Genomic DNA, 11,605 nt, shown 5'->3' with positions numbered 1-11,605 from the left:
CCGGCAGTCGCTCAGTCGGCGATCAGGAGCGCCTCCGAGGCCACCGGGCGGTAGCCCGCCGCCTGGAAGACGCGGACGCTGCGGGCGTTGCCCGGGGACTGCTGGGCCCACACCACCTCGCCCGGGACGAGGTGGCGGGCCGCCGTCGCCAGGGCCCGCCCCAGCCCCCGGTGGCGCACCTCCTCGTCCACCTCGATCGCCGTCTCCCAGCGGCCCGCCACGCCCCGGCCCAGGACGAGGACACCGCCGTCCGCCGCCCACACCCGGACGTCGTCGCGGAACCTCAGCGCCCGCGCCACCCGCGGGTGCCCCGGGGCGTCGATCTCGCGGAGCTCCAGCGGGGGAGGGCCCGGCAGCGCGTCCGCCACCGTGAGCAGGTCGACGGTGTTCATGTGCCGGCCGGTGCGGGCCATCAGCGCGAGCAGGAAGGCCGGGTTCATGCTCGCCGCGAGCGGGTCGCCCGGCGTGGCCGCGAGCGTGGCCCGCACCCATTCCGGGTCGGCGTCCGTGAAGACCACCGAGTGGGCGGTGAAGGCGAGCACCCCCGTGTCCCGGGCGCCCGGCTGCGGCACCACCGTCGTCGAACCGTCCGGGGGCGGGAACGCCCCGCGCGCCGCCGCCGCCAGGAGCTCCGCCACATCACTGCTCATACCCCCATCATCGGGCAGCGGCGGGCCAGCTAATCTGACCCCCGACAGAACAGCACCGAGAAGGGGCGGAAGCAGTGGCGGACATCGAGTCGGCACGTACGGCATTCAACAAGTTCGACGTGGACGGCGACGGCTTCATCACCGCCGCGGAGTACAAGCACGTCATGGCGCAGCTGGGCGACTTCCACGTCACCGAGACGGTCGCCGAGGCGCTCATCAAGCAGCGCGACGACAACGGGGACGGGGTGCTGTCCTGGGACGAGTTCTGGGGTCACCTGAACAAGGCCTGACCTTCCCGCCCGGCGGAAGGGAACGGCCCGTCCCGGGGCTCCCGGGACGGGCCGTTCCTCGTGGGTGAACGGTTCAGCACTCGATGATGTTCACCGCGAGACCGCCGCGCGCGGTCTCCTTGTACTTGACGCTCATGTCGGCGCCCGTCTCCTTCATGGTCTTGATGACCTTGTCGAGGGAGACCAGGTGGCTGCCGTCGCCGCGCATCGACATCTTCGCCGCCGTGACGGCCTTGACCGCCGCCATGCCGTTGCGCTCGATGCACGGGATCTGCACCAGGCCGCCGACCGGGTCGCAGGTCAGACCCAGGTTGTGCTCCATGCCGATCTCGGCCGCGTTCTCCACCTGCTCCGGGGAGCCGCCGAGGACCTCGGCGAGCGCGCCGGCCGCCATCGAGCAGGCCGAGCCGACCTCGCCCTGGCAGCCGACCTCGGCACCGGAGATCGAGGCGTTCTCCTTGAAGAGCATGCCGACCGCGCCGGCCGCGAGGAGGAAGCGGACGATGCCGTCCTCGTCCGCGCCCGGGACGAAGTTCATGTAGTAGTGCAGGACGGCGGGGATGATGCCGGCCGCGCCGTTCGTCGGGGCGGTGACCACCCGGCCGCCCGCCGCGTTCTCCTCGTTCACGGCCATCGCGTAGAGGGTGATCCACTCCATCGCGTGGGCCGTCGGATCGCCCTCGGAGCGCAGCTTGCGGGCGGAGGTCGCGGCGCGGCGGCGGACCTTCAGGCCGCCGGGCAGGATGCCCTCGCGGGACATGCCGCGCGAGACGCAGGCCTGCATGACCCGCCAGATCTCCAGCAGGCCCGCGCGGATCTCCTCCTCCGTGCGCCAGGCCTTCTCGTTCTCCAGCATCAGGGAGGAGATCGACAGGCCGGTCTCCTTGGTGAGGCGGAGCAGCTCGTCACCGGTGCGGAAGGGGTACTTCAGCACGGTGTCGTCCGGGATGATCGGGTTCTCGCCGGCCACCGCGTCCTCGTCGACGACGAAGCCGCCGCCGACCGAGTAGTACGTCTTCTCCAGGACGAGGCCGCCCTCGGCGTCGTACGCGAAGACCGTCATGCCGTTGGCGTGGTACGGCAGCGCCTTGCGGCGGTGCAGGACCAGGTCGTCGTCGAACGAGAAGGGGATCTCGTGCGCGCCGAGCAGGTTGATCCGGCCGCTCGCCTTGATCCGCTCGAACTCGTCGTCGGCGCTCTCCACGTCGACCGTGCGCGGCGAGTTGCCCTCCAGGCCGAGCAGGACGGCCTTCGGGGTGCCGTGGCCGTGGCCGGTCGCGCCGAGCGAGCCGTACAGCTCCGCCCGTATCGACGCCGTGTGGGTGAGCAGGCCCTCGTTCTTCAGGCGGCGGGCGAACATCCGGGCAGCCCTCATGGGGCCCACCGTGTGGGAGCTCGACGGACCGATGCCGATCGAGAACAGGTCGAAGACCGAGATGGCCACGGAAGGACTCCTTGTGGGGGCTAGACGCCGTTGTCTGCCGGGGTGGAGCAGAAAAGCGCGGAGGAGGGCTGGCATGGGGCGGGGCACCGTGCCCACTGTCCAGTGTGCGCGGTGCCCCGGAGCTTCGTCCGAATGAAACCGGAACTAAAGCGTACGAAATTACTTCAGGCCGGGGTACAGCGGGTGCTTGTCCGCGAGCGCGGTCACCCGGGCCTTGAGGGCCGCGGCCTTGTCGGCGTCGAAGTCCGGCTTCAGGGTCTCCGCGATGACGTCGGCGACCTCGGCGAAGTCCTCGGCCCGGAAGCCGCGGGTCGCGAGCGCCGGGGTGCCGATGCGCAGACCGGAGGTGACCATCGGCGGGCGCGGGTCGTTCGGAACGGCGTTCCGGTTGACCGTGATGCCGACCTCGTGGAGGCGGTCCTCGGCCTGCTGGCCGTCGAGCTCGGAGTCGCGCAGGTCCACCAGGACCAGGTGCACGTCCGTGCCGCCGGACAGGACGGAGACGCCGTGGGCGGTGACGTCGTCCTGAACCAGGCGCTCGGCCAGTGCGCGGGCGCCGTCCAGGGTGCGCTGCTGGCGCTCCTTGAACTCCTCCGAGGCCGCGACCTTGAAGGAGACGGCCTTGGCCGCGATCACGTGCTCCAGCGGGCCGCCCTGGAAACCGGGGAAGACCGAGGAGTTCAGCTTCTTCGCGAACTCCTTCTTCGCGAGGATGATGCCGCCGCGCGGGCCGCCGAGCGTCTTGTGCGTGGTGGAGGTCACCACGTCCGCGTACTCGACCGGGTTCGGGTGCAGGCCCGCGGCCACGAGGCCCGCGAAGTGGGCCATGTCGACCCACAGGTAGGCCTCGACCTCGTCGGCGATCCGGCGGAACTCGGCGAAGTCCAGCTGACGCGGGTACGCCGACCAGCCGGCGATGATCACCTTCGGGCGGTGCTCCTTGGCGAGGCGCTCGACCTCGGCCATGTCGACCAGACCGGCCTCGTCCACGTGGTACGCGACCACGTTGAACTGCTTGCCGGAGAAGTTCAGGCGCATGCCGTGGGTGAGGTGACCGCCGTGCGCCAGGTCCAGACCCAGGATCGTGTCGCCGGGCTGGGCGATCGCGAAGAGGGCGGCCTGGTTCGCGGAGGCGCCGGAGTGCGGCTGGACGTTGGCGTACTCGGCGCCGAACAGGTCCTTGATCCGGTCGATGGCGATCTGCTCGGCCACGTCGACGTGCTCGCAGCCGCCGTAGTAGCGGCGGCCCGGGTAGCCCTCGGCGTACTTGTTGGTGAGGACGGAGCCCTGGGCCTCCATGACCGCGACCGGAGCGAAGTTCTCCGAGGCGATCATCTCGAGGGTGGACTGCTGGCGGCGGAGCTCGGCGTCGACGGCGGCGGCGACGTCGGGGTCCAGCTCGTGGAGGGGAGTGTTCAGAAGCGACATGAATCGATCCCTAGGGGTCTCGGGCCCGGTCTCAGTTCCCGGCGAACGCGGTGTACTCGTCGGCGGAGAGCAGCTCGTCCGGCTCACCCGTGACGCGCACCTTGAACAGCCAGCCACCCTCGAACGGAGCCGTGTTCACCAGGGACGGGTCGTCCACCACGTCCTGGTTGGCCTCGACGACCTCGCCCGTGACGGGGGAGTAGAGGTCGCTGACCGACTTCGTCGACTCCAGCTCGCCACAGGTCTCGCCCGCGGTGACGGTGTCGCCGACCTCGGGGAGCTGGGCGTAGACGACGTCACCGAGCGCGTTGGCCGCGAACTCCGTGATGCCGACCGTCGCGACGCCGTCCTCGGCGGCCGACAGCCACTCGTGCTCCTTGGTGTAGCGCAGCTGCTGGGGGTTGCTCATGACCTGATTCTCCTGGATCGGGGGAGTGCTGATGAACGTGGGTCTTACGGGGTGAGACGCGGAACGAGACGACTGCGTCACTTCTGGCGCTTGTAGAAGGGCAGCGCCACGACCTCGTACGGCTCGTGGGTGCCGCGAATGTCCACACCTACACCCTGGGTGCCGGGCGCGGCGTGCGCCGCGTCCACGTACGCCATCGCGATCGGCTTTCCGAGCGTCGGGGACGGGGCGCCGGAGGTGACCTCGCCGATGACCTCGCCGTCCTTGACGACCTGGAAGCCGGCGCGCGGGACACGGCGGCCCTCGGCGATCAGGCCGACCAGCTTGCGAGGCGGGGCGGTCTCGGCGCGCTCGGCGGCCTTCTCCAGCGCCTCGCGGCCGACGAAGCGGCCCTCGTTGGTCGTCTTCTCGAACTTCACGACCCGGCCCAGGCCCGCGTCGAAGGGGGTGAGGGCGGTGGTCAGCTCGTGGCCGTACAGCGGCATGCCCGCCTCCAGGCGGAGCGTGTCGCGGCAGGACAGGCCGCAGGGGATCAGGCCGACGCCCTCGCCCGCCTCGGTCAGCGCCTTCCAGACGCCCTCGGCGTGCTCGGGCTTCAGGAACAGCTCGAAGCCGTCCTCGCCGGTGTAGCCGGTGCGGGCGATCAGTGCCGGCACGCCCGCGACCGTGCCGGGCAGGCCGGCGTAGTACTTCAGGCCGTCCAGGTCGGCGTCGGTGAGCGACTTCAGGATGCCGGGGGACTCCGGGCCCTGGACCGCGATCAGGGCGTACGCGTCGCGGTCGTCGCGGACCTCGGCGTCGAAGCCGGCCGCGCGCTCGGTCAGGGCGTCCAGGACGACCTGGGCGTTGGAGGCGTTGGCCACGACCATGTACTCGGTCTCGCCGAGGCGGTAGACGATCAGGTCGTCGAGGATGCCGCCGTCCTCCTGGCAGATCATCGTGTAGCGGGCGCGGCCGTTGCCCACGGTGGAGATGTTGCCGACCAGGGCGAAGTCGAGCAGCTCCACGGCCTGCGGGCCGGTGACGGTGATCTCGCCCATGTGGGAGAGGTCGAAGAGGCCGGCCCTGGTGCGGACGGCGGTGTGCTCGTCGCGCTCGCTGCCGTACCGGAGCGGCATGTCCCAGCCGGCGAAGTCGGTCATGGTCGCGCCCAGCGAACGATGCAGGGCATCGAGGGCGGTCAGGCGGGGGGCAGTGCTCATGGGGTGGCTCCCGGGTCCCAAGGGCGTGATCGGTGACGAAAACACATGACGGGCGAGGACGTCCTCCCCATCTGTCATGGAACCTGAGAGGTTCACCGAGGGCATCTCGTCACCGAGGGATCGGCACCGAGAGTTCGGCTTGCACCTTGGGTGGGGACGCGTGAGGCGTCCCGCTTTTCAGATCTGCCTCATCCACGCGGTACGGGGCCTGAGAGATTCAAGGGAGGGTCTTGCTCCTTCGGCGCCCGGACGCGCTCGGCGGTCCGGAACTCTCCCGCGCGGATTCGAGCGGCCGGTATGCGATTGTGCGGCGACTGTGCGCGCCTGGCGCGCACATCATTGCACGCGGTGTCGGCGGGGCAAATCGCTTGCGCCGCATTACCGTTTCTTTACACTTCATGGGCAAGGGTCTCCTCAGGTCTCCTGAGACCCGACAGGGGGAGAGCGATGAGGATCCAGCACACCGGCGCGTACGCGGCGAGCACCGGCATACCGTCCCAGCGGGCCCGCGCCCGGAGCCGCGGACGCCTCCTGCGGGACCTGCGCGAGCGCGGCGGCCGCGGCCCCCGTTCCCTCACCTTCGCGGCCGGCGACCTCGTCGTCGTCTCCGGGCTGCCCGGCAGCGGCAAGTCCACCCTGATGAAGCGCGCCGCCCGGGGCGGTGCCGTCGACTCCCAGGACGTCCGCGAGCGCTGGGAGGCCCGCATGCCCCGCCTCCTGCCCTACGCCGTCTACCGCCCCCTGGTCCGGATCGCGCACTACGCCGCACTGCGCCGCGCCCTGCGCTCCGGCGCGAGCGTGATCGTCCACGACTGCGGCACCCAGGCCTGGGTGCGGGGCTGGCTCGCCCGCGAGGCGGGCCGGCGCGGCCGCTCCCTGCACCTGCTCCTCCTCGACGTCACCCCGGACACCGCGAAGGCCGGCCAGCACGCCCGGGGCCGGGGCGTCTCCGCGTACGCCTTCGGGCGCCACCGGCGGGCCGTCGACCGGCTCCTGCGGGCCGTCGAGTCCGGTAGCCTCCCGCACGGCTGCGCCTCGGTGACCCTCCTCGACCGGCCCGCCGCCGACTCCCTCCGCAGCATCGGCTTCCGACAGGCCGCCTGAACGGCGTCCCGGTCGTCCCGGGACGGCCGTACCCTTCCCTTCTGGCCACGGCGGTGCCGGGGCGGCGTTAGGGTGCTGCCGGGCGGCCGGTGCGGAAGGCCGTGCGAGAAGGGGAAACGCGACCGTGGACGTGACGTGGCCGGGCAACGAGCTCGAAGAGGTCCTTGCCGCCTCACTGGGCAACCCCGAGGCGGGGGCCCGCCTCGTCGAGGTGCTGGGCCGCAGCCCGGTCTGGGTGCCCCTGCCCAACGGCGGCGGCCCCGACAGCCAGGGCCTCGACCTCGCCACCATGGAGATCGACGGCGCGGCCTACGTCCCCGTCTTCAGCTCCGAGCAGCAGTTCCTCGCCTGCGTCGGCGACCACATGTCCTTCACCGTCGCCCCCGCCCGTGACTTCGCCCGCGGCCTGCCCCCGCAGCTCGGCATCGCCGTGAACCCCGGCGGCGCCGTCGGCGTCCCGCTGCCCCCGCCCGCCGTCGCCGAGCTCTGCCGCGTCGGCCGCACCCCGCTCGACGGCCCCGCCAGCGGCGGCCGCGTCCGGCTCTTCGAGCCCGACTGGCAGGACGATCCGGTCGACTTCCTCGCCGCCGCCTCCGCCGAGTTCGAGGCCACCGGCGTCGTCGCCACCGCCCGACGCGCCCTCGCCAGCGTCGAGGGCACCGAGCCCGCCCTCTTCATCGGCGTCCAGCTCTCCCACTGGGAGGGCGCCGACCGCACCGCGCCCCTGGACGCCCTCGGCCGCGCCCTCGGTCGGGTCGAGGTCGCCTGGCCGGTCAACCTCATCCTGCTCGACATGGCGCAGGACCCGGTCGGCGACTGGATGCTGGAGCGGGTGCGCCCCTTCTACCAGCGCGGCGGCGTCTGAGCGGCACCCCGCTTAAGCTGAACTGACTCGATCGCTGGACAGACGTACGTGGTGGACGGAAGAGGGGCGGGACCCAGGGTGAGCGCGTCAGGCACCGCTGCGACCGGAGGACGGGTCGAGCACACGCTGCGCCAGGTGGCACCCGGACGCTACGACGCGTACGAGCAGCTGTTGCACGCCCTCGCCGACGGCGAGCTGTGGATGCTGCTCTGGCAGGGCGCCCCCGGCTCGCCCGACGCCCAGTACGGGAACATGGAGGTCGACGGCCACGGCTACGCGCCGTGCGTCACCTCCGCCCAGGAGCTCGCCGCCTCCGGCTGGAACCGCGCCCACGAGCTCGTCACCGGCCGCGACATCGCCCGCGCCCTCTACCCGGACCGCTGGGGCGTCTGGCTCAATCCGCACGCTCCCGGCGGCGGCGTCGGCATCCCCTGGCCCGACCTGCGCCGGATCGCCACCGGTCTCGACCGGATGCCCGCGGGACCGCTGCGCGTCACCGAGCCCGCCCTGGAGATCCCGCAGTTCTACGCCCTGCTCACGCAGAACGCCCACCGCACCCCGGCCGTCCGGGCGCTGCGCCGCGGCTGGGTGCAGCCGGCGCTCGGCTCCCCGTACCTCGCCATCGGCCTCGATCTGTACGACACGTCCACGGCGGCCGTCGACGAGGTCCGCGCGATGATGCGCCAGTCGATCGGCACCGTCCCCGACGGGCTGCCCGTCTCGACGGTCGCCCTCTCCGACGCGTACGACCCGGTGGCCCTGTGGCTGCGGGCGAACGCGCGCCCCTTCTACGACCGCGAGGCGCACGCCGGACGCGGCTCCGCCGCCGTGCCGGGATACGGATACCCCCCGTCGGCGCCGTCCGGATACTGAGACGTCCCTCGTGCCCCACTTGTCGGCAAAGGCCTCCGGAGTCCGCTCCGGAGGCCTTCGTTCACCCCAATTCGGCAGCTCGCGACACCAGTTGAGCGACATGTCCGATTGCGGGCGAGAGGGACCCGGTTGGTCCGCTCACGTGATCACGACGTCCGGATAACGGAAGTCGCAGCACCGCATCACGTTTGAGCAAACATTCCCCGTCAGGGCTGGCGGGTGATCGCGAGCACATTGAAGACTCCCCGGAACACAGGGCGTTCGGTTCCTTTCGAGCCGATGTCCAGCAGGTTGTTCCACCGAACCGCTACCCGCGGCGGGCAAGGGCCGGCTACCGGCGGCCGAGAGGGGTCCTCACCACGATGACGGCACCACTGCACGAGACGAGTGCGGGCGGGGCGACCGCCACCGTCGACGGCGCGCCCGTCGCTCCCGGCACCCCGGACACCACCGGCGTCCCCGGCAAGGCGATCGAGGGGCGCTCCCCCTGGAAGATCGCCTGGACCCGCCTCAAGCGCGACAAACTGGCCCTCGCGGGCGCCTTCGTCGTCGTCTTCCTGATCCTCGTCGCGATCTTCGCACCGGTCATCGTGGGCCTCCTGGGCCACCCGCCGGACGAGTTCCACGAGGACCAGATCGACCCGCTGTTCGGCACGCCGATCGGCTCCTGGGGCGGCGCCAACGGCGACTTCCTCTTCGGCGTCGAGCCCGTCAACGGCCGCGACGTCTTCAGCCGGATCGTCTACGGCGCCCGGATCTCGCTGCTCGTCGCCTTCCTGGCGGCGGTCTTCGCCGTCTTCCTCGGCACGATCCTCGGCGTCATCGCGGGCTACTTCGGCGGCTGGATCGACGCGGTCCTCAGCCGGATCATGGACGTGATGCTGGCGTTCCCGCAGCTGCTCTTCACGATCGCCCTGGTCTCGGTGCTGCCCAACCAGTTCCTCGGCCTGGACGGATCGGGCGTGCGCATCGCCGCCCTCATCCTGGTGATCGGCTTCTTCGGCTGGCCGTACGTCGGGCGCATCGTCCGCGGCCAGACCCTCTCGCTGCGCAACCGCGAGTACGTCGAGGCCGCCCAGAGCCTGGGCGCCGGCCGCTTCTACATCCTGCGCCGCGAGCTGCTGCCCAACCTGATCGCCCCGATCATGGTCTACGCGACCCTCATGATCCCCACCAACATCCTCACCGAAGCGGCGCTCAGCTTCCTCGGCGCGGGTGTGAAGCCTCCCACCGCTTCCTGGGGCCAGATGCTGTCGACGGCCATCACCACCTACGAGTCGGATCCTCTGTTCATGATGATCCCCGGCCTCGCGATCTTCATCACCGTTCTGGCGTTCAACCTCTTCGGCGACGGCGTGCGTGACGCGCTCGACCCGAAGGGCTCCCGCTGACCGTTCGCCGACGACACGCAAGACCCGCCCCTGCCGCTGCCGACAGGAGGCCGAACCCCAATCGGCGGACCGCCGTAACGGCCGCCACTATCCCGGAGGTTGCTGGACCCATGCTGAAGAGCTCTCAGCGCAGAATCGCCGCGGGCGCGCTGCTTGCCGCGGCCACGATGGTCGTCACGACCGCCTGTGGCGGCGGCAACGGCGACGGTGGAGGCAAGGGCAGCGCGGGCGCGGCCGGCTTCAACGCCGCCGTCAACAAGGTCGCCAACGCGTCCGCCAAGAAGGGCGGCGAGCTGAAGTTCATCGGCTCGCAGGAGGCCGACTCGTGGGACCCGCAGCGCGGCTACTACGGCTTCGTGTGGGACTTCGCCCGCTACTACACCCGCCAGCTCGTCACCTTCAAGGCCGAGCCGGGCGCCGCCTCCACCGAGCTGGTCCCCGACCTCGCCACCGACGCCGGCAAGGTCTCGGCCGACGGCCTCACCTACACCTTCACCCTGAAGGACGGGATCACCTGGGAGGACGGCAAGCCGATCACCTCCAAGGACATCAAGTACGGCATCGAGCGCATCTGGGCCCAGGACGTCATCTCCGGTGGCCCGATCTACCTCCAGCAGGTCCTCGACCCCAAGGGCGAGTACAAGGGCCCGTACAAGGACGCCTCCGCGGACAAGCTCGGCCTGAAGGCGATCGAGACCCCGGACGACAAGACCATCGTCTTCAAGCTGCCGGTCGCCAACGGCGACTTCCTGCAGATGCTGGCCATGCCGGCCGCCTCCCCGGTCCGCCAGGACAAGGACACCAAGGCCAAGTACGGCCTCAAGCCCTTCTCCTCCGGCCCGTACAAGTGGCAGTCGTACACGCCGAACAAGTCCATCAAGCTCGTCCGCAACGACAAGTGGGACGCCAAGTCCGACACCGTCCGCAAGGCCCTGCCGGACAGCATCAGCGTCACGTTCACCACGAACGCCGACGACATGGACAACCGTCTGGTCGAGGGCGAGTACGACCTCGACATCAACGCGACGGGCGTCGGCGCCGCCGCCCGCCAGAAGGTGCTCCAGCAGCACAAGGACAACGTCGACAACCCGCAGACGGGCTTCATCCGCTACGCGGTCTTCCCGCAGACGGTGATCCCCAACGTCGAGTGCCGCAAGGCGATCATCTACGCCGCCGACTCGAAGTCCCTCCAGACCGCCCGTGGCGGCCCGCAGGCCGGTGGCGACATCGCCGCCAACATGCTGCCGCCGGCGATCAAGGGTGCCGACCCGAAGGCCGACCCGTACGGCAAGCTCGCCGGCGCCCCCGACCTGGCCAAGGCCAAGGAGGCGCTGAAGAAGTGCGGTAAGCCGAACGGCTTCAAGACCACGATCGCGGTCCGCAACAACAAGAAGATCGAGATCGCGACCGCCGAGTCCCTCCAGCAGTCGCTGAAGGCCGTCGGCATCGACGCCCAGATCGACCAGTTCGACGGCGCCCAGACCTCCGGCATCATCGGTTCGCCGAAGGTGGTCAAGGAGAAGGGCTACGGCATCATCATCATGGGCTGGGGCGCCGACTTCCCCACCGGCCAGGGCTTCCTCCAGCCGCTGGTCGACGGCCGCTTCATCCTGCAGAGCGGCAACAACAACTTCTCCGAGCTGAACGACAAGGCCGTCAACGGCCTGTTCGACCAGGCGCTGAAGGAGACCGACCCGGTCAAGGCCGGCGAGCTCTACAAGCAGATCAACACGAAGGTGTCGGAGGCCGCGGTCTACCTGCCCTTCACCCACGAGAAGAACATCATCTGGCGCAGCTCCCGGCTGACCAACGTCTACACGGCGGACGCCTACAACGGCCGCTACGACTACGCGTCGCTCGGCGTCGTCAAGTAATCCGACCCGCTTCACCGGCGCACCACCCGCCGCCAGGTCCGAAGGGCAGGTGATGGCCGCCCGGCGGCCGGGGAA

Annotated in this window: 11 protein-coding genes and 1 riboswitch; of the genes, 6 read left to right on the top strand and 5 right to left on the bottom strand. The window is 70.7% G+C overall.

Annotated elements, in window-relative coordinates:
- Positions 1-11: 11 nt before the first annotated feature.
- Positions 12-650, bottom strand: a complete 639-nt coding sequence (locus ACZ66Z_RS05825; RefSeq protein ID WP_469932759.1) for a GNAT family N-acetyltransferase — start codon at positions 648-650, stop codon at positions 12-14.
- A 74-nt stretch (positions 651-724) separates the two neighbouring features.
- On the opposite strand from ACZ66Z_RS05825, the gene ACZ66Z_RS05820 reads away from it, so the two are divergent.
- Complete coding sequence (locus tag ACZ66Z_RS05820; protein ID WP_030694068.1) at positions 725-940, top strand: EF-hand domain-containing protein; 216 nt, start codon at positions 725-727, stop codon at positions 938-940.
- 73 nt (positions 941-1,013) lie between these two features.
- Here ACZ66Z_RS05820 and ACZ66Z_RS05815 read toward each other — a convergent pair whose 3' ends face one another.
- The 4 genes from ACZ66Z_RS05815 to gcvT all read right to left on the bottom strand — a co-directional run bounded on the left by ACZ66Z_RS05815 (position 1,014) and on the right by gcvT (position 5,423).
- Positions 1,014-2,384, bottom strand: coding sequence for an L-serine ammonia-lyase (locus ACZ66Z_RS05815; RefSeq protein WP_469932758.1), 1,371 nt, complete (start codon positions 2,382-2,384; stop codon positions 1,014-1,016).
- 159 nt (positions 2,385-2,543) lie between these two features.
- The gene (gene glyA, locus ACZ66Z_RS05810; RefSeq protein ID WP_469932757.1) at positions 2,544-3,812 is read right to left on the bottom strand and encodes a serine hydroxymethyltransferase; all 1,269 of its coding nucleotides are present in this window, start codon (positions 3,810-3,812) and stop codon (positions 2,544-2,546) included.
- Positions 3,813-3,843: 31 nt separating this feature from the next.
- Positions 3,844-4,221, bottom strand: a complete 378-nt coding sequence (gene gcvH / locus ACZ66Z_RS05805) for a glycine cleavage system protein GcvH (RefSeq protein WP_469932756.1) — start codon at positions 4,219-4,221, stop codon at positions 3,844-3,846.
- A gap of 77 nt (positions 4,222-4,298) precedes the next feature.
- Entirely contained in the window at positions 4,299-5,423 is a 1,125-nt protein-coding gene (gene gcvT, locus ACZ66Z_RS05800; protein ID WP_469932755.1) for a glycine cleavage system aminomethyltransferase GcvT, read from the bottom strand.
- 187 nt (positions 5,424-5,610) lie between these two features.
- A riboswitch (glycine riboswitch) is annotated at positions 5,611-5,710 on the bottom strand.
- A gap of 160 nt (positions 5,711-5,870) precedes the next feature.
- On the opposite strand from gcvT, the gene ACZ66Z_RS05795 reads away from it, so the two are divergent.
- The 5 genes from ACZ66Z_RS05795 (at position 5,871) to ACZ66Z_RS05775 (ending at position 11,530) form a co-directional block, all read left to right on the top strand.
- Positions 5,871-6,527: an AAA family ATPase gene (locus ACZ66Z_RS05795; protein WP_469932754.1), complete on the top strand. Its 657-nt coding sequence runs from the start codon at positions 5,871-5,873 to the stop codon at positions 6,525-6,527.
- Positions 6,528-6,651: 124 nt separating this feature from the next.
- The gene (locus ACZ66Z_RS05790) at positions 6,652-7,392 is read left to right on the top strand and encodes an enhanced serine sensitivity protein SseB (RefSeq protein ID WP_469932753.1); all 741 of its coding nucleotides are present in this window, start codon (positions 6,652-6,654) and stop codon (positions 7,390-7,392) included.
- Positions 7,393-7,470: 78 nt separating this feature from the next.
- The gene (locus ACZ66Z_RS05785; protein ID WP_469932752.1) at positions 7,471-8,265 is read left to right on the top strand and encodes an enhanced serine sensitivity protein SseB C-terminal domain-containing protein; all 795 of its coding nucleotides are present in this window, start codon (positions 7,471-7,473) and stop codon (positions 8,263-8,265) included.
- A 362-nt stretch (positions 8,266-8,627) separates the two neighbouring features.
- A complete protein-coding gene (locus ACZ66Z_RS05780; RefSeq protein ID WP_469932751.1) occupies positions 8,628-9,656 on the top strand; it encodes an ABC transporter permease in 1,029 nt (342 codons plus the stop codon).
- Between the two features lie 110 nt (positions 9,657-9,766).
- A complete protein-coding gene (locus ACZ66Z_RS05775) occupies positions 9,767-11,530 on the top strand; it encodes an ABC transporter substrate-binding protein (protein WP_469932750.1) in 1,764 nt (587 codons plus the stop codon).
- The last annotated feature ends 75 nt before the right edge of the window (positions 11,531-11,605 follow it).

The organism is Streptomyces sp. NPDC107498, from assembly GCF_055582805.1.
Note: the sequence above shows the minus strand (reverse complement) of the source record. Positions and strands in the feature narration are given on the sequence as shown.

Coding starts and splice junctions, on each gene's coding strand:
- ACZ66Z_RS05825 (WP_469932759.1), bottom strand. CDS start 650: ATGAGCAGTGATGTGGCGGAGCTCCTGGCGGCGGCGGCGCGCGGGGCG.
- glyA (WP_469932757.1), bottom strand. CDS start 3,812: ATGTCGCTTCTGAACACTCCCCTCCACGAGCTGGACCCCGACGTCGCC.
- gcvH (WP_469932756.1), bottom strand. CDS start 4,221: ATGAGCAACCCCCAGCAGCTGCGCTACACCAAGGAGCACGAGTGGCTG.
- gcvT (WP_469932755.1), bottom strand. CDS start 5,423: ATGAGCACTGCCCCCCGCCTGACCGCCCTCGATGCCCTGCATCGTTCG.
- ACZ66Z_RS05795 (WP_469932754.1), top strand. CDS start 5,871: ATGAGGATCCAGCACACCGGCGCGTACGCGGCGAGCACCGGCATACCG.
- ACZ66Z_RS05780 (WP_469932751.1), top strand. CDS start 8,628: ATGACGGCACCACTGCACGAGACGAGTGCGGGCGGGGCGACCGCCACC.
- ACZ66Z_RS05775 (WP_469932750.1), top strand. CDS start 9,767: ATGCTGAAGAGCTCTCAGCGCAGAATCGCCGCGGGCGCGCTGCTTGCC.